This is a genomic window from Thermosynechococcus sp. TG215 (assembly GCF_031583455.1).
Lineage (GTDB): Bacteria > Cyanobacteriota > Cyanobacteriia > Thermosynechococcales > Thermosynechococcaceae > Thermosynechococcus.
The window spans coordinates 1703057-1722001 of the sequence record NZ_CP134178.1 but is presented as its reverse complement, the minus strand read 5'-3'; the positions used below and the strand labels follow the sequence as shown (position 1 = coordinate 1722001).

Below are 18945 nucleotides of genomic sequence, written 5' to 3'. Positions count from 1 at the left end.
GAACACCATGACGATTCAACTAGGGGGACATCGCACCGCCCGTCGCGCCTACGGTATTGATGAAATTGCCCTTGTCCCCGGCAACCGCACTCTTGATCCCCAGCTGGCCGATACCCGCTGGCGCCTTGGTTCCATTGAACGGGAAATTCCGATTATTGCCAGTGCCATGGATGGGGTCGTGGATGTTACGATGGCCGTCAAACTCAGCCAAATGGGGGCACTGGGCGTCCTCAACCTTGAGGGGATTCAAACCCGCTACGAAGATCCAGCACCGATTCTCGAACGCATTGCCAGCGTCAGTGTTGATGAATTTGTGCCCCTGATGCAGCAGTTGTATGCCCAGCCGATTCAGCCCCACCTCATTGAAAAACGCATTCAAGAAATCAAATCCCAAGGGGGGATTGCTGCCGTCAGTTTAACCCCAGCGGGGGCTAGTCGTTTTGGCGATGTTGTGGCAGCGGCGGGGGCCGATTTGCTCTTTGTCCAAGCCACGGTCGTCTCACCGGCTCACCTTGCCCCTGAGGGGACAGAACCACTCGATCTTGCTGCTTTTTGTGAACGGATGCCAATGCCCGTCATTTTGGGGAATTGCGTCACCTATGAGGTGGCCCTCAGTCTCATGCACTGTGGTGCAGCAGCGATTCTGGTGGGGATTGGGCCGGGGGCAGCCTGTACTTCCCGGGGCGTGCTTGGGGTGGGGGTGCCTCAGGTCACGGCGATCGCTGACTGTGCAGCGGCACGGGATGCCTATTTTGAAGAGACGCAACGCTATGTGCCTGTGATTGCCGATGGGGGCCTTGTCACGGGTGGCGATGTCTGCAAGTGTATTGCCTGCGGCGCAGATGCGGTGATGATGGGATCCCCCTTTGCCCGTGCCAAAGAAGCCCCCGGTCGCGGTTATCACTGGGGGATGGCCACGCCTAGTCCGGTGCTGCCTCGGGGGACGCGCATTCATGTCGGCACCACTGGCACCCTTGAGCAGATTCTGCGGGGACCGGCTCAGTTGGATGATGGTACCCACAACTTTCTTGGGGCATTGCAAACCAGTATGGGCACCCTTGGCGCCAAGGATCTGCGGGAAATGCAGCAGGTGGAGATTGTCATTGCTCCTTCCCTGCTCACGGAAGGCAAGGTCTATCAAAAAGCGCAAAAACTGGGCATGGGTCGCTAGCCTAGGGGCAGATAGCTATAGTCAATGCGGCCACCGCCGCGAAACTGCTGCTGATAGGCGATGCTGACGGTATCTTCACTGGGGTAGAGGGTATCAATGCCAATGCCATTGCGGCCATATTCTTTGCCAGAGCTATGGATATACTGTCCCTGCCCCAGATAGAGACCCACATGGGTCGCCTTTTCACGCGTACCGAAAAACACCAGATCACCCCGCTGAAGCTGGGGTAAGGTTTCCTCAATGGAGTTGCTCCCTAGGGGCGTGGCAAAGGCCTCCTGCTGATAAGCATCACGGGGCAGCCAAATGCCTTGACTGGCAAAACTGGCCTGTATCAAGCCAGAACAGTCGTAGTTGGGAGCAACGGTTCCGCCCCAGAGATATTCATGGGGAACCTGCTGTGCCGCGCAGCAAAAGGCAATCACCTCTTCAAGGACAGCCTCGATGTAGGCGCGATCGCGGGCAATGGGTTGATAGGACTGAGTGGCGGGTGTGAGATGGCGGTAATCCTGTGGATCCAGCCAGCCCCAGTATTCATCCTCAGCAAGTTGCACGTAGGTACGTTCAGCCCCCAAAGCAGGTGCCCAGAGCAAGCGTCCTGCTGCCCCTTGGGTCGCCAAGCGATCGCCCGTGGGGGCATCATAGAGGTTGACGGTTGCCGTCAGTTGATGAAGTTGCATCGCCTCCAAAGACGAAAACACCTCTAAACCTCAGCCGCAGCCATCAAAAGCGATTTGAACAATTGCAGGCCATCCAACGTGTGATCACTGGGGGAGTGGCTCAAGGCGGGGTCAGCGGCGCGCTCAGGGTGGGGCATCATTCCTAACACATTGCCAGCAGCATTGCAAATACCCGCGATATTGTTGAGCGAACCATTGGGATTACTCTCAGGGGTGACATTCCCTTGGGCATCGGCATAGCGAAAGAGGACTTGGCGGTTGGCTTCCAGTTCAGCGAGGGTGGCGGCATCGGCGTAGTAGCAGCCCTCACCGTGGGCAATGGGCAAGCGAATCACCGTTTTATCGCCATAGGCCTGTAGCCACGGGCGTTCCTTGGCTTCTAGGCGCAAATACACGCGATCGCAAATAAAATGCAAGTCCCGATTGCGCACTAGAGCACCGGGGAGCAGTTTGGCCTCGGTCAGGATTTGAAACCCATTACAAATGCCCAGCACCCATTTGCCAGCGGCGGCATGGTCTTTGACGGCGGACATAATTGGTGAGAAGCGGGCGATCGCCCCACAGCGCAAATAATCACCAAAACTGAAGCCCCCCGGTAGCACAATCAAATCATAGTCACTCAGATGGGTCTCTTCGTGCCACAGCAGTTGCGTTGGCCATTGGAGAATCTCACTCGTGACGTAGGCCACATCGCGATCGCAATTGGATCCGGGAAAAACCACAATCCCCACGTTTAGGGCATGACTCACAGCAATCCATCCATCACGTCAGTAATCGGCTTTAACTTGGCAGGGGCATGGAGTAGCTCAATATCCCGTAGCCAGACCACACCGCGTCCCATGAATTCCACCCCAATTTTAATCAAGCCGGGGGTCTGGGGTTCTGGTTTCAGGTGAAAAGGCACTTCGCACAGATGCCAATCGCGATCGCCCACGAGGGAAACCGTGCGCGAAAATGTCCAACCAAAGGGTTGACTGCGGCTGAGAACCAGTTGCCCTCCCTCAGGCAGCATCCCGGTTTTCACTAGGGCGCGACACAGGAGCAACTGATCTCCCCCTTGGGCAGAAGGCACTTCCAACCACAGGTGGGCTTCCGGCAGTTCAAAGAGAGGAATCGTTTGCGGCCAGTGGGACTCCAGATACCAAGCGGCGCCTTCAACCCTGAGACCAGAGCCAGCAATGGGTTGATCGACACCCGCCCGAAAAAGGGCAATGCGTTGGAACGGGGCTGCAGGTTCCGGTACCTGAAGCAAGGGAGCAAGGGTCTCCGCCAAGGACTGTAATCCCGATTCAATCCCGGCCTTGATGCCCGCCTCGATACTGGCTAATAGATCATCCCACCAGTTGAACATCGTGCCTATCCTGCCGCAGTTGCCAGCTCCTGCAATTCAATGCGAAAGGTTTCAATCACGGGGTTGGCCAACAGTTGATCGGCAATGTGGGTGAGTTGTGCCTCGGCAGTGGCGCGATCGCTGGCCTCTAGGGTGAGTTCCACCAGTTTGCCAATGCGCACCGATTGTACATTCGTATAGCCGAGATGATGAATCCCCGCCTGTACCGCGACGCCTGCGGGATCTAACACCGATGGTCGCAGCGTAACAAAAACCTGTGCCTGAAATTGTGCCATGGACTATACCTCGCGGGGGGACTGCTCGATCAGGGACTTCACACCCTCAATCGTTGCCGGGATACTGCTGGGATCCATAAATAGTACTTTACTGCTATCACTATGGCCAATGGTGCGTCCCATATCTAAATAGCCCTGAGCAAGGAGAAACTGGAGCGCTTCCTTCGCCTTCGGATCTTCACGCAGTGCTGCGGCAATAATCTTCATTGCTTCTGCAGTTCCTTGGGCACGCAAAATCTGATCTTGGCGCTCCGCTTGGGCACGCAACACCACCACTTTTTGTTCTGCTTCCGCTGCCAGAATAGCGGCTTTTTGTTCGGCCTCGGCGGCTAACACTTGAGCTTCCGCTTTACCTCGAGCCGAGTTGATCGCTGCTTCCCGTTCCCCTTCAGAGGTGAGAATCGCAGCGCGTTTTTTGCGCTCAGCGGACATTTGCAGTTCCATCGAGTCTTGAACCGCCTTCGAGGGGGCAATATCCCGCAGTTCCACACGGGTCACCTTCACCCCCCAAGGATCGGTGGCAATATCCAGATCCCGCAGGAGATTCTCGTTCACCTGAGTGCGGGCGGTAAAGGTTTCATCCAGCTCTAGCTTCCCCATTTCTGCTCGAATCTGCGTTTGCACCAGATTCACCATTGCCATCGTCAGGTTTTCCACCTTGTAGTAGGCGCGCTCCATATCAATAATCCGCCAATAGACAACGGCATCCACCGTAATCGTCACATTGTCACGGGTGATACACTGCTGCGGCGGAATATCTAAGACCTTTTCCCGAATCGTTTGCTCAAAGACCACGCGATCAAGGAGCGGCACTGTAAAATTTAGCCCCGGTTCCAAGCGACGGCTATAGCTGCCTAACCGCTCCACCAAGGCCATATTGCCCTGATTGACAATGCGCACAGAGTTAGCGATACCCCAGCCTCCAAACCCCAGTAGAAACAGCAGGCCAAAGAGTTCACCCATAGTTTCCGTTCCCGAATCAGTTCACTACTACTCTAGTATCTGGCAGCCTAGGTTGGGCTACAGCAGCGACTAATTCATAATCTGTTACTCGCCTTTAGCTGACCTAGGAGTGCTGATTCTGGCACCATGGAGCAAGGATTTCGGTTAATACCCTCATGCAGCTCATGGAAAAAAATGGGTTAAGCGGTAGCTTACTTTAAGCTGACCAAGAACATAGCGCAAGTCTTAAACGGTAAAAGATGGTTTATCTTCTTATCGATCTAGACAATACACTGCTGAGGACGGATATTTTGCTGGAATTAATCTGTTCTTCTTTGGCTCAGTCTCTAGTTATATTCTTTCAAATAAGAAGCTTTCATCGCGCCCAAATCAAAAGAAAATTAGCTAAACTCTCTGAAATAGATGTTACAGCACTGCCCTATAACTCGGAGGTTATTCAGTATATCCAAGCTTGGAAAGCAAAGGGGGGTAAGGTTGCTCTCGTCACTGCCACTGATCAACTCATTGCTGATAAGATTGCTGCCTATTTAGGGCTTTTTGATGAGGTTTATGGTTCTGATGGCCAAGTTAATTTGAAGGGAGGAAATAAAGCAAGGTTTATCGTAGAGCGTTTTGGTGAGAAAAATTTTATCTACATGGGGGATTCTGAGGCTGATTTGCCTGTGTGGGCAGTTGCGGCCAAAGCAATTACCGTCAATGCCTCACCTCGGCTGCGCAAGAAAGTAGAGCAAGTTAATCCTAGTGTTGAACATCTAGGTACCGCAAAACGAAGCATTCAACCCTACCTGAAAGAAATCCGCCCCCATCAATGGGTGAAAAATAGTTTGGTCTTTGTGCCAATGCTAGCGGCACATCAATTTGATTTACCAACCTTTTGGATTTCGCTCGTGGCAGCGGCTGCTTTTAGTCTGACGGCGTCCAGTGTCTATGTCTTAAATGATCTTTTGGATTTGCAGGTCGATCGCGCCCATCCTCGGAAGCGTCATCGTCCCTTTGCTGCTGGCGATCTTCCCCTCTGTCATGGCATTTGGATGATTTTGGTGCTTTTAGGACTGGGAATGGCGATCGCCACCACCATTAGTTGGCCATTTCTGGGCATTCTGCTGGCCTATTATGGTCTCACAACTGCCTACTCCTTTTACCTAAAGCGACGGATTATTATTGACATTTGCACGCTGGCTGGTCTTTACACCATTCGCATCTTTGCGGGTGCGGTTGCCACAGGAATTTCCCTCAGTGTCTGGCTTTTGGCCTTCTCCATCTTTTTCTTCTTTTGCCTAGCAACAGTCAAGCGGCAAGCAGAACTGGTGGATCATCGTCACCGCAAACAACTCAAGGCCAGTGGTCGGGGCTACCACATTGACGATTTGCCGATTATTAGCATGATGGCCATTGGGGCGGGTTATGTCTCAATTTTGGTGCTGGCGCTCTATATCAACTCTCCCCAAGTGCAGCTTCTTTACACAAGACCACAGGTGCTCTGGGGCATTTGCTGTGTGCTTCTATACTGGATTACAAGAACCATTATGATTACCCATCGGGGTTTGATGCACGATGATCCAATTGTTTATGCAATTAAAGATCGCCCAAGTCAACTCTGCTTCTTGATCTGCCTATTTCTCTTTATAATTGGTGGGATTCTATGAGTTTGCAAACTCTGATTATTCGCTATACAGTTTTTGCGGTTATTGCCACCTTTATGAATTTATTTTTTCAAAGGATGATATTACTCATTGATAATAGTTTCCCTTATTTTATAACCGCAGTGGCGGTGGGTACCCTCGTGGGTTTGGTAGTGAAATACTATCTGGATAAGCGCTGGATTTTTTTTGATCATAAAAAGGGTGCGCATCACTATAGCCGTCAATTTAGTCTGTATGCTTCGATGGGGATTTTCACAACGACCATCTTTTGGGGATTTGAAACTGTATTTTGGTTGATTTGGCAAAGCCATTTCATGCGCGAAATTGGCGCCATTATTGGTCTAGCCATTGGCTACGTGGTCAAGTATCACTTAGATAAACGATATGTCTTTTCCCATCACCCATAGGAGCTATCTACAACCGCTCTGCGGCTGGGGACGTTATCCTGTGCAGACCTGTCATGTGTATTGTCCGCGCTCAGAATCCGAAATTCTGCAGCTGCTCAACAGTGGCTTGTCGCTCATTGCCCGCGGTAATGGCCGCGCCTACGGCGATAGCGCCCTCAATAGCGAAGCAACGCTGCAAATGCGCCACTTCAATCGCCTATTGGGGTTTAATCCGCACACGGGTCAATTGATTGCTGAGGCGGGGGTGCTGCTGGCGGAGATTTTAGAGATCTTTGTGCCTCGCGGTTGGTTTCCCTTGATTACCCCCGGTACAAAGTTTGTCACCGTGGGGGGCATGATTGCGGCTGATGTTCATGGCAAGAATCACCACAAAGAGGGCAGTTTTGTTCACAGTTTGGACTGGCTGGATCTCCTCACCAGCGAGGGGCAAATTTATCGCTGCTCCCCTTCCGAAAATCAGGATTTGTTTTACTGGACGGTGGGGGGAATGGGCTTGACGGGGGTGATCCTCAGGGCAGCCTTTCGGTTGCGCCCCATTGAAACCGCTTGGATTCGCCAAACCACCCGCATCGCCAAGCATTTAGACGAGGTCATTGATCTCTTTGAGGCGGCTCAGGACGTGACCTACTCCGTGGCTTGGATTGATTGTCTGGCGACTGGTTCGCAGTTAGGACGGTCTGTGCTCATGCTGGGCGAACACGCCACACGGGAGGAGTTGCCAGTCAAATATCGCCAAAGTCCACTGCGGACTCCGCAACGACGCAAACTCTCGATTCCCGTGGATTTTCCCAATGGTGCCTTGAATTCATTGACCGTGCGTGCCTTTAATCAACTGTATTTCCTCAACAGTCAACGCAAAGCGGGTCAGTCCTTTGTGGATTGGGATACTTTCTTCTATCCCCTTGATAGCTTATTGGGATGGAATCGCATCTATGGGCGGCGCGGTTTTGTCCAGTTCCAATGTGTCTTGCCCCTGAGCACTGCCCGTGAAGGTTTATCGGCCTTACTGCATTGCACGTCAGCTGCAGGAGCGGGATCCTTTCTGGCGGTCTTGAAGAAGTTGGGGGATCAACAGGGTTATTTTTCATTTCCCATGGCGGGTTATACCTTGGCCTTGGACTTTCCGATGTCGCAACGCACCCTCAAGGTTTTGGATCAACTGGAGGAGATCACCCTACACTATGGGGGTCGCTTTTACCTTGCCAAGGATAGCCATTTAACGCCGATGCGCCTGCGCCAGTCCGATGCTCGGGTAGAGAGGTTTGTTCAAGTTAGGAATGCCCATCAGTGGCAGGTCAACTTTGCGTCGGAACAGTCGAAGAGGTTACATCTATGAGGGCGCCTGTGCTGATTTTGGGGGCAACTTCTGATATGGGGCGGGCGATCGCCCACCGCTTTGCAGCTAAAGGCTACCCAATTCAATTGGCGGCACGGCAGGTGGGTCGCCTAGAGCCAGATAAAGCAGATTTGGAAATACGCTACGGCGTGCCCGTCAGTGTCCATGAATTTGATGTTTTAGCGGTGGAGACCCATGCAAGTTTTATCCAGAAACTTCCGGAGCAACCAGCGATCGTGATCTGCGTTGTTGGCTTCATGCCAGACCAAAAGGCATGTGAGCAAGATTTATCCCTTACCCTTGAAGTGATGCGCACCAATTATGAAGGTCCAGCGGTTGTTTTGAGTCTCTTTGCCAATGTGTTTGAGCAGCGGGGGTTTGGGACGTTAGTGGGGATTTCCTCTGTGGCGGGGGAACGGGGGCGGGCAAAGAATTACTGCTATGGCTCTGCCAAGGCGGGGTTTACAGCCTTTTTGTCGGGGTTGCGGCAGCGCTTAGCCAAATCGGGGGTTCGAGTCTTAACGGTTTTGCCAGGCTATGTGAGGACACGGATGACCGAAGGCATGAAGTTGCCCCCCCTACTCACTGCTCAGCCGCAGGAAGTGGCCAATGCGATCTTCACAGCCATAGAAAAAAAGAAAGATGTGATCTATGTGCGACCCATTTGGCGCTGGATCATGGTGATCATTCGTTGGATTCCTGAACCCTTGTTTAAGCGACTGTCTCTGTAAACCGCCCATGGCTTGCTGCATTACCCTACTGACGGACTTTGGCCATCAGGATATTTATGTCGGTGTGATGAAGGGGGTGATTTTAAGTCTTTATCCCCAAGCCCAAGTGATTGACCTGTGCCATGAAATTCCGCCGCAGGATTGTCGCACGGCCAGTTTTCAACTGCTGCAAGCGGTGCCCTATTTTCCCCCGCAAACGGTGCATGTCGTGGTGGTGGATCCGGGGGTGGGAACCCGTCGGCGGGCGATCGCCCTTGATCTGGGGATCGGGTATTGTGTGGGGCCCGATAATGGTGTCTTTAGTCAAGTGTGCGATCGCTATCCTCCTCAGCGAGTGGTTGAACTCACCCAGCCGCAGTTTTGGCGCACCCCCAACCCCAGTGCTACCTTCCATGGGCGGGATATTTTTGCCCCCGTGGCCGCCCATTTAGCCGCAGGAACCGATTTGGCGCGCCTTGGCTCTGCCATTGAGCCAGACAGTTTGGTGCGCTTGCCCCATCTCACCTATGAGATTACCCCCCAAGGCATCCAAGGTTGGATTCAAGCGATTGATCACTTTGGGAATGTGATCACCACACTCCCTGCGGCGCTTTTAGCCAAGGACTACCACCACATTCAGATTCAGGGGCAGCAGATTCCCCTCGTCCACACCTATGGTGATGTTCCACCTCAACATCTGATGGCATTAGTAGGCAGTCATGGGTTTATTGAGCTAGCCGTTAATAGGGGCAATGCCCAGTCGCTCTTAGGCTGCCAGAATGGCGATGCTGTGTGGCTAGTTTGAGGGGGGATTGCTCAGGACTGTTTTTGAGGCAATGCGGGTGCGCTTGAGGGCGGCTTCACTGAGGGTAGATTGTTGCTGTAGCTCTTGAGCCGAGGCTTCAAGGACTTTTGCTGCTTCCGTATCTCCCATTTGCAGAGCCGTTTTGGCAGCACTTTGCAAAAAGGTGGCAGCGCCCGCGGTATCTCCCGCTTGCAGCTTTGTTTCTGCCAACTGGGTTTTGCGGTATTTTTCGAGGGTGAGTATACTCTGCTGTACTTCTGGATCCACTTGGGCGATGTGATCGGGTTCTGCCGTGAGCGTCAGGGGAATCCTCTCGGAGAAAAGGCCAGTGGCTTGCTGCACGGGGTCATCGTAGCGGACTTGGACAAAACCAATGAGGTGAGAGCCTGGGGGCAAGGGTTGGGTACTCAGGGTGATCAGGAGTGTGCGTTTGACGGTAGCGGAAACATCGCCAACCCGAATCACATACTCGTGGGGGGTGGGGCTGTCGTAGGTGAGTTCAATCGTATCGGGAGCCACTTGGTTGACTGGTTTGAAGTTCCCTAGTTGTGCCGCCTCACTCAGGGTCAATAGGACATGGGCATTGGTGTAGTCCACGCTGCTAATGTGGCTAAAGAGCGCTTGAAAACAGGCGATTGCCTGCTCAGCATACTCAATAAACATCAGCCGCCCGCCGCCTGCATCGGCAATTTGCTCGAGGACATCCTGATTCCAGTGAACGCCAAACCCTAAGGTATTAAACGTAATGTTGTACTCTGCTGCCAGCTTGGCCAGTTCAAGGCAGCGTTGGTTATCGCCGTGCTCATTTTCGCCATCGGTGAGCAAAAAGGCTTGGGAGATGGTTCCCTGTTTGGCTTTGGCCAACTCTGTCAGAGCCAGTTTCATCCCCAGATCAATGGCAGTGCCACCACTTGGCTCAAGGGTTGCAATTTGCTCCTTGATTGCAGTTTTATCCTGCACAAATTGATTGGGCACTAACACCTGAGCTTTGTGATCAAAGGCCACGATACTCAGGCGATCCGTCGGCAGTAACCGATCCACCAAGGACTGCGCGGCTCGCTTGACCATTGCCAAAGGTTGCCATGCCATTGAGCCACTGTGATCCAAAATCAGGCAGAGATTGAGAGGAGCGCGCTGCTGTTGTTGTCGCTGTGCCGCTAACGTTAGTTCCAGTTGGCGCTGTGCCCCCTGTCCGGCACTGACAATGGGATCGCTGAGTTTGGCAATAAGTTCAACCGTCATTGGCAAAGTGTGCTGTTGCTGACCCTACTCTATCATTTTGCCGATATTGTGCCGCAAGCTGCTACCCCTGTCCTAGGTAATGATGCTGAGTTGGGAGGCTCCCCCTATTTTGGTGACTTCGATGCGGGTTTGAAAGGCTTCTTTGAGGGTAGGCACATGGGTAATGGCGAGGATGCAGTGAAATTCAGGGGCGATCGCGTTCAGGGCGGCAATCAGCCGTTCACAGCCCTGGGCATCTTGAGTACCAAACCCCTCATCAATAATGAGAAACTGAACATCACTGCCGGATCGCTGTGCCAACAGTCGGGCCAAGGCTAAACGCAACGCAAAATTGATGCGAAAGGCTTCACCCCCCGAATAACTTTCGTAAGGTCGAGTCCCTTGGCAATCGGCAATGAGAATATCGAGGGTCTCAATGGGCTTAGTATCAGCGCCACTGCGCCGCCGACTGCGTTGGGTAATGAATTGGACATGGAGTTGATGGTTACTCAGGCGGCCTAGGATATGGTTGGTTTCTGCCTCCAGATGGGGCAAGACGGTTTCAATGAGCATGGCAGGAATGCCATTTTTGCCTAGGGCTTGGGCTAGTTCGCAGTAGAGGCGGTATTGATGGCGGAGGTGGGCAAGGGTTTGCTGTCCCTGTTCGTATTCCTGGGCTAGGCGATGGAGTTGCTCTAATTCAGCGGTGAGTTTGCCCTGCTGGGCAAGGTTAGCTTCGAGGGTCTGCTGCTGCTTCAGGAGTTCCTGTTGACGTTGGTTCAGCTCGGCGGCAAGGCGGCTGGCGGCGCGTGCAGTGTCCTCAAGGGTAGCAAGTTTGTCAGTAATGCGTTGCAGTTGTTCCCGTTGTTGGTGCAGCGTTTCCTCTAGGTGCTGGAGGTCTTGGCGGAGTTGGGGTTGGCGCGATCGCCCCCGTTGCAGGGTCTGATAGGCCTCATAGTCCGGTTCTAATGCCGCCAGTTGTGCCTGAATTTGGGCATGCTGCTCAGGATCGTAGGCTAAGGCCGCCAACTGCTGATCAATGGTGGCCAAGGTTTGTGCCAAGGGGGAGAGAGTTTCAAGGGCATTGAGTTGGCGTTGCAGTTCTTCCTGTTGTGCCACTAGGGCCGGCAGTTGTTGCTGAATTTGGCGGTATTGCCGCTGCGCTTGGCGGAGTTCCTGTTCCTTGGCTTCGGCCCAACGCCATTTTTCCACTTGCCCGCGGGCGATCGCCAAATTTTTCTCGTCATAGTTCAGGCGTTTCAGTTCCGTCTCAATGGCTTGCAGTTCCCCAAGGGTTTCCTGATGGCCGTTCCTCAGCTGCCGCTCAATCTGCTGAATTTCTGCGGCCAAGCGATCCAATTGCGGTTCTAAATCCTGTGTGCTCTGGAGTTGCTGCTGGAGTTGCCCCCGTTGCTCAAACAGTTGCGTCAGTTGCGAGATCTCATAGCCCACGGTAATATATTCCCGCCGTAGGACTTGAATTTCCCGCTCGGTGACCGCCAATTGCTCACGAATCACCCACAACTGATTCAGCAGATCCTCTTTTTCGGCGGCATTGCGGCGCAGGACAGCTTCGTGGTGCTCGGCATCGAGGGGACGTTGACACAGGGGGCAAATCGCTCCCGGCTGATTCAGCAGTTCTAAGCGCTGCTCCAGTTGATTAATTTGCCGCTCATATTCCCGCTGGCGGGCTTGCAGTTGCTCTAGGAAGCGGCGGCGCTCTAGTCCCTTTTCCCGCACATGGTCTTGATAGATGCGCTGTTTTTCAAGGGTTTCAATCTGGGCAGTAATCAATGTCACTGCCTCTTGGAGAGCGGGTTGTCGTTCCACCTGTTGATGGAGATGCCGCCACAACTGTTGCAATTCATCGCGCCGGCTGCGGAGGCGTTGTTCCTGCTGTTGCCGTTCCAGTTCAAGGCGCTGTTTGACTTGCAGAAGGGGAAAGACTTTTTGTTGAAGCTCTTCCTGGGCTTGGAGCTGAGCGCGCGATCGCTGTAACTGTTCAAAGGCAGCGACAATCTGATTTTCTTGCTTGAGGAGCTTTTCAAACTGCTGGCATTGTTCCAGAAGAAATTGCTGCTGGCTCTCCAATCCATGCAGGGTGCGTAGAAGGTCTTGGCGCTGCTGGTCGAGGTTCTGCTGCTGGCGATCGCGCTCTTGGCGCAGCCGTTGATAGTCAGCAAAACACTGCTGCAATTGCGCTTCAGCGGTTTTCAGGCGCTGCCATTGGCTAACGGCGGCTTCCAAGAGGGGGGCACGGGCTTCTAGATCCGCAATCGCGGCCTGTTCTTGGCGGAGCGTCTGGCACTGCTGCTCGAGATGGGCGATTGTTGTCCCGAGGGTGTCTCGCTGCTGTTGCAGGTGTTCATAGTCCCGCTGTTGCAGTTGATAGACGTGGTAGGCGGCCTGTTGCTCTTGGAGCCGTTGTTGACACTGCTCGACTTGCTGCCGTTGCTGTTGAATCTGCTGGCTCACCGCTGCCTGTTGGGCGCGTAACTGCGGTTCTTGGGCGAGTTGCTCCCCTAGGCTCTGGAGGCGTTGTTCCAGAACGCTGATTTGGGCTTTGTAGTCACGGGCGCGATCGCGAGCCGCCTCCGCTAGGGTCTCGTATTGATCCAAGCCTAAAAGGGTGGCCAAGAGTTGCTTGCGCTCACTGGGGCGTTTGGCCATAAATTCATCGGCACGGCCTTGGCGCAGATAGGCACTGTTGACGAACGTGGCGTAGTCAAGGCGCAGAATTTGAATGATTTTTTCCTGTGTTGCTCGTAGCGATCGCCCCGTTAGCGAGGTATAGCCCGCTACTGTTTGAATCTGCAACTCTAAAACCGTATGTTGCTCGCGGCGCCGCAACCGTACCACCCGATAGGTCTGCCCCTGAACGCTAAACTCAAACGTCACTTGGGCTTCCATTTCGCCGTAGTAGATCACATCATCCTCACGGCTAGCGCGGCTTTGCCCCCACAGTGCCCAGGCGATCGCCTCAAGAAGCGAGGACTTGCCCGCCCCATTGGCACCACAAATACAGGCCAGATGTAACCCCGCAAAGGGAAGAGTGGCTTGGCGATAGCTGAGGAAATTGCGCAATACCAGTTGACGTGGAATCATAGGGCACCACACCCTTGATGTTTCCACAGTTTAGGGCATTCTCTAGCGAAGAATGCGTCACTTCTGAGACTCTGCCTAAAATTAAGATCATGATCACTACTACTTGCCAACCCACTCCAACCCCCCAACCAGTGCGATTTACGGTGCAGGACTACCACCGTTTACTGGAACTTGGGTTTCTGAGTGAAGATGACCACATTGAGCTAATTCGGGGGGAACTGGTGCGCATGGCGGCCAAGGGAACAGCGCACGAAAGCTGTCTGCGGCGATTATTGCGAATTTTACCGAAGATTGTGGGCGATCGCGCCACGCTTCAGTGCCAGTCGCCGATTACGATTGCCTTTGATGGTGAGCCAGAACCCGATGTGGCGATCGTGAAAAACCAAGAAGATGACTATGCCTCAGCCCATCCCACACCTGCGGACACGCTCCTGGTGATAGAAGTGGCGGATTCATCCCTAGAGTACGATCGCACAGTGAAACTATCGCTTTATGCTGAAGCCAAGATTCCCTATTATTGGCTGTTCAATGTTAGCGATCGCACACTGGAAGTCTATAGCGAACCTGCTGAAATTACACCGCGGCAGTTTGGCTACCTCAGCAAGAGAATTATTCCGACCAGTGGCGTTGTGCAATTGCCGCAGTTCCCCGAACAAGTGCTTGAGCTTGCTTCTATTTTCCCAAATAATTCACAATGATCAGCAGGCCAACTCGGGTTTGACACTCTTGGGCTTTTCCACCTCACACTGAAGCGACTGTTGTGAGCGTATTCAATTCTTGCAAAAAGTGCCGTAAGTTTGATTAGCGTCATTGTTTTGAAGGATAGAGCATCTACCGCCCTTATCTTAAATAGGGGACACATAAATGCTGATAGAAATCTCTTCCGTCGTGACTTTTGTAGCGTTGAGTCTGTGGACACCTGTGAAAAGGGCTGTAAAAGAGGTGGCGTACTTTCTACACTAGCCCTCACCTTTTTTGAGCCTCTTGCGTCCCTGTGAAAAGAGTGTCAATGTAACTCGTCTAAAGGAAATGTAAAACCCTGACTCAAGGGCGATCGCAACTTGAATTCTGAAAAAAATTATGGTTTGCTAAAAGTAGACACTCATTCATTACGAGTCCGCTGTCAGACTTTGGCACTCTTTGATTGAATCGCCAATGAATAGACAGTATTGGATCATTGAAAAGGTAGGTTAAAATGGGACGCAAACAAGTAGAACCCTTGACAGGTGCTGCTTTATTAGAGAAGTACAAACAATTGGAACATCTCAGCCACGAGGAAAAAGCAAAGGCCTGTGGCTACTATACGATCACCCAAAGTGGTAAGGAGCGCATCAGCAAAATGAAGTTTAATAAGGCGCTTCTTGAAGCCTTGGGGATGAATCTTGATACGAAGTCAGGACGTGGTGGTAGCCGAGGCGGTCGCAGTGCTAGTTATCGAATCACGGTACAAGCCAATGGTAATTTGCTCATTGGTTCAGCTTATACCAAGCAAATGAATCTCAAGCCGGGGGATGAATTTGAAATTACCCTTGGCCGTAAGCACATTCACCTTAGACAAGTGAGCAGCAACGGTCAACCCACCGACGATGAAGATTAATTTGATATATCTAATCTGAGAGTTGAGGTACCCCAAAGCCACCACCACCTGGGGTACAAATGCGCAGGCGATCGCCTGCTTGAACATTGATTGTGGCGGTTCCTGCTAAGGGATGGGGGATTTGGCCGAATTTCAGCCATTGATTTTCACCAACTGCACCGCACTCACCACCCGCAAGGCCAAAAGGGGGAATTTTGCGCGACTGGCTGAGGAGGCTGACGGTCATGGGTTCACGAAACTCAAGGACACGAATTGCCCCATCTCCTCCCGGTTGCTGCCCTTTGCCCCCACTGCCCCGGCGACGGCAAAACTCCCAAACAATCACGGGGTAGCGGTTTTCTAACACTTCGACATCGGTGAGTCGAGAGTTGGTCATGTGGGTTTGCACGGTACTGGCTCCGGCAAAGGTGGCTCCTGCCCCAGCGCCGCCACAGATGGTTTCGTAGTATTGATAGCGATCGCTGCCAAAGCTGAGGTTGTTCATCGTTCCCTGAGCCGCTGCCATAATGCCGAGGGCACCGTAGAGGGCATTGGTAAGGGTTTGCGAGGTTTCGACATTGCCAGCAACCACCGCCGCCGGAAACTGGGGGTTCAACAGTGAGCCTTGCGGCACCCGCAGTTCAATGGGACGCAAACAGCCCGCATTCAGGGGAATGTCCTCCTGTACGAGGGTTCGGAAGACATACAGCACAGCCGCCTTGGTAATGGCAAGGGGAGCATTGAAATTGTCATTGGTTTGCTGGGAGGTGCCCTCAAAGTCGAGGCAGGCGGTGCCTTCGTGACTATCAATAGTGATTTGCACCTGAATTTGGCTGCCGTTGTCCATGGCCACGCAAAAGCGACCCCCTTGGAGCGATCGCAGGCATTGGCGCACACACTCAGCGGCATTGGCTTGGCTAAATTCCATGTAGGCAGCCACAACCTCGCGACCATAGCGATCGCACAGGGTAATCAGTTCTTGTACCCCCCGCTGATTGGCGGCTATTTGGGCTTGCAGATCCGCCAGATTCTGCTCAGGATAGCGAGCCGGCCAAGGGGCTTGGCTCAACAGTTGATAAATGGCGGCCTCTTGAAACTCCCCGCCCTCCACCAGCAGCACATTATCAAAGAGAATGCCCTCTTGACGGACATCGGTACTATTGGCCGGCATGGATCCGGGGCTGATCCCCCCAATGTCAGCATGGTGCCCCCGTGAGGCAACAAAGAAGGCGGGTTGCGCTTCCCCCTTGAGAAATACGGGGGTAATTACGGTAATATCCGGCAGATGGGTGCCACCGCGATAGGGATTATTTGTGGCAAAAACTTGACCCGCCCGGAGGGTGTTGCCTTTCTCAGCCAGCAGTGCCTTAACACTTTCGCTCATTGACCCCAAATGGACGGGGATATGGGGGGCATTGGCCACAAGGTTGCCGGCAGCATCAAACAGAGCACAGGAAAAATCCAACCGTTCTTTGATATTGACCGAGGCACTGGTCTGCTGGAGTGTGACGCCCATTTGCTCAGCAATGGCGCGAAATAACTGCTGAAAAATCGCAAGTTGTACAGGATCGGCAACGGTGGGAGCTATCTGCTTTGATGGTTTCGGAGATTCCTGAAGGGGACGTAGCCACAGCCCCCCTTGATCATCCACTTCGGCCTGCCAGCCTGCCTCAACCACATTGGTACCCGTAGCATCTAAGATCAAGGCCACCCCTGCAATGATCTGATGGGCAGGGAGGCGATCGCGCTCATAGACGGGTGCTTTGTGCCATTGGCCTTTGCTGTAAACCGACACATGGGCAAGGGGCGTGAGTTCTGTGGCGGCAGGGGGCATCGTGACCGCTGGAACTGCCTGAACAGCAACGGCTTCAACTGCGACTTGACCGATGCGGAGCGATCGCCCCCGTATAGTAAACCCATAGCGATCGCGATGGGCTTGGGCAAATGCGGCTGCCATCCTTTCCAAATCTGCCCAGGGCACCCAGAGGATTGTATCTGTCCCCACATAACCTAAGCCGATGCGCACTTGACTTTGAATCTGCAGGCGATCGACCCCTTGGGCAACAAGTTCATCTATTGCTTGCCCTTTTAGCTGCTCAATTTGGCCTTGCAGCTCCCCCAGAACAGCGGCGGTGAGGGGTTGTTCAATCGTTTGCTCCTTGAGTACCCGCAGCTCCGCCTGACCAATGCCGTAGGCCGAGAGCACCCCCGCATAGGGATGGAGATACACCTGCGGCATTCCCAACACCTCGGCAATCAAACAGGCGTGTTGGCCGCCGGCACCGCCAAAACAGCAGAGGGTATAGTCGCGCACATCGTGCCCCTGCTCTAGGGAAATTTTCTTAATTGCCTGTGCCATGGTATTCACGGCCACTTCAATAAAACCAGCCGCCACATCGGCAACACTGCGGGCATCTCCGGTGCTCTCGTAGATCTCTTGGCGCAGTTGAGCAAATTGCTGTTCCACCGTCTCGCGATCCAAGGGCTGTTGACCATCGGCGCCAAAGACAGCGGGGAAATAGGCGGGCTGAATTTTCCCCAAGAGGAGATTGGCATCGGTCACCGTGAGAGGTCCGCCGCGACGATAGGCAGCAGGTCCGGGATTGGCACCGGCAGAGTCTGGCCCCACTTGGTAGCACCCCTTATCAAATCGCAAAATCGAGCCACCGCCGGCAGCGACGGTATGCACGGCTAGGAGGGGCGATCGCAGCCGCACACCCGCAATGGTCGTTTCCTGCCACCGCTCATACTCTGGCCAAGGGGCATCCGGATTGTGACGATAGTGGCAGACATCTGTCGAGGTGCCCCCCATATCTAAACCAATCAGCCGCTCAATCCCTGCGGCTAAAGCGGTGCGCACCACCCCCACCATCCCCCCAGCAGGGCCTGAAAGCAGACTATCCTTACCGCGCAAGCAGGCCGCCGCCACCACACCGCCATTGGACTGCATACAGTAGAGGGGAATCTCCCCCAGCTCCCCCTGCACCCCCTGTAGATAGCGATGCAGCACCGGCGACAAATAAGCATCCACAACAGTCGTATCGCCCCGGCTGACCAGCTTGATCAGGCCACTTACCTCGTGGGACACCGACACTTGGCTAAACCCCATCTCCCTTGCCAAGGCTGCCACCTGTTGTTCATGGTCAGGGTAGCGGTAGCCATGCACGAGCACAATGGCGCAACTGCGGATGCCTTGGTCATAGACCGCTGCCAATTGGGGCTTCAGGGCTTCTAAGTCAAGGGGGACGAGAATTTCCCCTTGGGCACTCACCCGTTCTTTGACTTCAATGACATGGCTGTAGAGGGGCGGCGGTTGCTGAATCGCTAAGCCAAACAGATCCGGGCGGTTTTGGTAGCCAATGGCTAGAGCATCCCCAAAGCCTTGGGTAATCAGGAGCACCGTTGGCTCGCCTTTGCGTTCTAAAAGGGCATTGGTGGCTACCGTTGTCCCCAGTTTCACAATTTCAATGGCTTCACTGGGAATGGGGGCATCCGGCGCCAACCCCATGAGAGTACGAATTCCCGCTACTGCTGCATCGCGATACTGCTCTGGATTCTCTGAGAGCAGCTTGTGCACCACCATTTGACCATCGGGACGGCGGGCGACAATATCCGTAAACGTGCCCCCGCGATCGATCCAAAATTGCCATTTGGCTTTCATTGCAACCGCATTGTTCATGATCACTCTATATCAGGAATGACAAC

The 18945-nt window shown here is 53.5% G+C and carries 16 protein-coding genes; 8 read left to right on the top strand and 8 right to left on the bottom strand.

The features are described 5' to 3' along the window. The first annotated feature begins 7 nt into the window (after positions 1-7). Positions 8-1171, top strand: coding sequence for a GuaB3 family IMP dehydrogenase-related protein (locus tag RHJ02_RS08380; RefSeq protein WP_206199783.1), 1164 nt, complete (start codon positions 8-10; stop codon positions 1169-1171). Here the strand turns inward: RHJ02_RS08380 and RHJ02_RS08375 are convergent. The 5 genes from RHJ02_RS08375 to RHJ02_RS08355 are packed head-to-tail and all read right to left on the bottom strand — an operon-like array spanning position 1168 to position 4437. Further along, entirely contained in the window at positions 1168-1848 is a 681-nt protein-coding gene (locus tag RHJ02_RS08375; RefSeq protein ID WP_315863409.1) for a C40 family peptidase, read from the bottom strand. The genes RHJ02_RS08380 and RHJ02_RS08375 overlap by 4 nt on opposite strands. Positions 1849-1871: 23 nt before the next feature. Beyond that, a complete protein-coding gene (purQ, locus tag RHJ02_RS08370) occupies positions 1872-2597 on the bottom strand; it encodes a phosphoribosylformylglycinamidine synthase subunit PurQ (RefSeq protein ID WP_206199782.1) in 726 nt (241 codons plus the stop codon). Further along, entirely contained in the window at positions 2594-3199 is a 606-nt protein-coding gene (locus RHJ02_RS08365; protein WP_302676104.1) for a hypothetical protein, read from the bottom strand. Before RHJ02_RS08365 ends, purQ begins: the two co-directional genes overlap by 4 nt. 5 nt (positions 3200-3204) lie before the next feature. After that, a complete protein-coding gene (gene purS, locus RHJ02_RS08360; protein WP_206199780.1) occupies positions 3205-3474 on the bottom strand; it encodes a phosphoribosylformylglycinamidine synthase subunit PurS in 270 nt (89 codons plus the stop codon). Positions 3475-3477: 3 nt separating this feature from the next. Next, positions 3478-4437, bottom strand: coding sequence for an SPFH domain-containing protein (locus tag RHJ02_RS08355; RefSeq protein ID WP_206199779.1), 960 nt, complete (start codon positions 4435-4437; stop codon positions 3478-3480). Between the two features lie 239 nt (positions 4438-4676). Here RHJ02_RS08355 and RHJ02_RS08350 point away from each other — a divergent pair, with 239 nt between their 5' ends. The 5 genes from RHJ02_RS08350 to RHJ02_RS08330 are packed head-to-tail and all read left to right on the top strand — an operon-like array spanning position 4677 to position 9338. Further along, positions 4677-6083, top strand: a complete 1407-nt coding sequence (locus RHJ02_RS08350) for a UbiA family prenyltransferase (RefSeq protein ID WP_310800121.1) — start codon at positions 4677-4679, stop codon at positions 6081-6083. Continuing rightward, a complete protein-coding gene (locus tag RHJ02_RS08345; protein ID WP_310800120.1) occupies positions 6080-6487 on the top strand; it encodes a GtrA family protein in 408 nt (135 codons plus the stop codon). The genes RHJ02_RS08350 and RHJ02_RS08345 overlap by 4 nt, the downstream gene beginning before the upstream one ends. Further along, on the top strand, positions 6465-7823 hold the full coding sequence (locus RHJ02_RS08340; protein WP_310800119.1) for an FAD-binding oxidoreductase: 1359 nt from the start codon (positions 6465-6467) through the stop codon (positions 7821-7823). Before RHJ02_RS08345 ends, RHJ02_RS08340 begins: the two co-directional genes overlap by 23 nt. Continuing rightward, positions 7820-8554, top strand: a complete 735-nt coding sequence (locus RHJ02_RS08335) for an SDR family oxidoreductase (RefSeq protein ID WP_310800118.1) — start codon at positions 7820-7822, stop codon at positions 8552-8554. The genes RHJ02_RS08340 and RHJ02_RS08335 overlap by 4 nt, the downstream gene beginning before the upstream one ends. Before the next feature lie 7 nt (positions 8555-8561). Then, positions 8562-9338: an SAM-dependent chlorinase/fluorinase gene (locus tag RHJ02_RS08330; RefSeq protein WP_310800117.1), complete on the top strand. Its 777-nt coding sequence runs from the start codon at positions 8562-8564 to the stop codon at positions 9336-9338. Here the strand turns inward: RHJ02_RS08330 and RHJ02_RS08325 are convergent. After that, positions 9330-10580, bottom strand: a complete 1251-nt coding sequence (locus RHJ02_RS08325; protein ID WP_310800116.1) for a VWA domain-containing protein — start codon at positions 10578-10580, stop codon at positions 9330-9332. The genes RHJ02_RS08330 and RHJ02_RS08325 overlap by 9 nt on opposite strands. A gap of 72 nt (positions 10581-10652) precedes the next feature. Then, positions 10653-13664 carry an SMC family ATPase gene (locus tag RHJ02_RS08320; RefSeq protein ID WP_310800115.1) on the bottom strand — a complete coding sequence of 1004 codons (3012 nt, stop codon included), beginning with the start codon at positions 13662-13664 and terminating at the stop codon, positions 10653-10655. Between the two features lie 89 nt (positions 13665-13753). Between RHJ02_RS08320 and RHJ02_RS08315 the strand changes: the two genes are divergently transcribed. Both RHJ02_RS08315 and RHJ02_RS08310 read left to right on the top strand, forming a co-directional pair. After that, a complete protein-coding gene (locus RHJ02_RS08315) occupies positions 13754-14362 on the top strand; it encodes a Uma2 family endonuclease (RefSeq protein ID WP_206199771.1) in 609 nt (202 codons plus the stop codon). A 497-nt stretch (positions 14363-14859) separates the two neighbouring features. Next, positions 14860-15261 carry an AbrB family transcriptional regulator gene (locus RHJ02_RS08310; protein WP_206199770.1) on the top strand — a complete coding sequence of 134 codons (402 nt, stop codon included), beginning with the start codon at positions 14860-14862 and terminating at the stop codon, positions 15259-15261. A gap of 10 nt (positions 15262-15271) precedes the next feature. Here RHJ02_RS08310 and RHJ02_RS08305 read toward each other — a convergent pair whose 3' ends face one another. Then, positions 15272-18919 (bottom strand): hydantoinase B/oxoprolinase family protein, encoded by a 3648-nt coding sequence (locus RHJ02_RS08305; RefSeq protein WP_310800114.1) that lies wholly within the window; start codon positions 18917-18919, stop codon positions 15272-15274. Between the last annotated feature and the right edge of the window lie 26 nt (positions 18920-18945).

What these genes read in the sequence shown, in the direction of transcription:
- RHJ02_RS08380 (WP_206199783.1), top strand. Translation starts at nt 8, where the DNA reads ATGACGATTCAACTAGGGGGACATCGCACCGCCCGTCGCGCCTACGGT.
- RHJ02_RS08375 (WP_315863409.1), bottom strand. Translation starts at nt 1,848, where the DNA reads ATGCAACTTCATCAACTGACGGCAACCGTCAACCTCTATGATGCCCCC.
- RHJ02_RS08365 (WP_302676104.1), bottom strand. Translation starts at nt 3,199, where the DNA reads ATGTTCAACTGGTGGGATGATCTATTAGCCAGTATCGAGGCGGGCATC.
- purS (WP_206199780.1), bottom strand. Translation starts at nt 3,474, where the DNA reads ATGGCACAATTTCAGGCACAGGTTTTTGTTACGCTGCGACCATCGGTG.
- RHJ02_RS08355 (WP_206199779.1), bottom strand. Translation starts at nt 4,437, where the DNA reads ATGGGTGAACTCTTTGGCCTGCTGTTTCTACTGGGGTTTGGAGGCTGG.
- RHJ02_RS08350 (WP_310800121.1), top strand. Translation starts at nt 4,677, where the DNA reads ATGGTTTATCTTCTTATCGATCTAGACAATACACTGCTGAGGACGGAT.
- RHJ02_RS08345 (WP_310800120.1), top strand. Translation starts at nt 6,080, where the DNA reads ATGAGTTTGCAAACTCTGATTATTCGCTATACAGTTTTTGCGGTTATT.
- RHJ02_RS08340 (WP_310800119.1), top strand. Translation starts at nt 6,465, where the DNA reads ATGTCTTTTCCCATCACCCATAGGAGCTATCTACAACCGCTCTGCGGC.
- RHJ02_RS08335 (WP_310800118.1), top strand. Translation starts at nt 7,820, where the DNA reads ATGAGGGCGCCTGTGCTGATTTTGGGGGCAACTTCTGATATGGGGCGG.
- RHJ02_RS08330 (WP_310800117.1), top strand. Translation starts at nt 8,562, where the DNA reads ATGGCTTGCTGCATTACCCTACTGACGGACTTTGGCCATCAGGATATT.
- RHJ02_RS08325 (WP_310800116.1), bottom strand. Translation starts at nt 10,580, where the DNA reads ATGACGGTTGAACTTATTGCCAAACTCAGCGATCCCATTGTCAGTGCC.
- RHJ02_RS08320 (WP_310800115.1), bottom strand. Translation starts at nt 13,664, where the DNA reads ATGATTCCACGTCAACTGGTATTGCGCAATTTCCTCAGCTATCGCCAA.
- RHJ02_RS08315 (WP_206199771.1), top strand. Translation starts at nt 13,754, where the DNA reads ATGATCACTACTACTTGCCAACCCACTCCAACCCCCCAACCAGTGCGA.
- RHJ02_RS08310 (WP_206199770.1), top strand. Translation starts at nt 14,860, where the DNA reads ATGGGACGCAAACAAGTAGAACCCTTGACAGGTGCTGCTTTATTAGAG.
- RHJ02_RS08305 (WP_310800114.1), bottom strand. Translation starts at nt 18,919, where the DNA reads ATGAACAATGCGGTTGCAATGAAAGCCAAATGGCAATTTTGGATCGAT.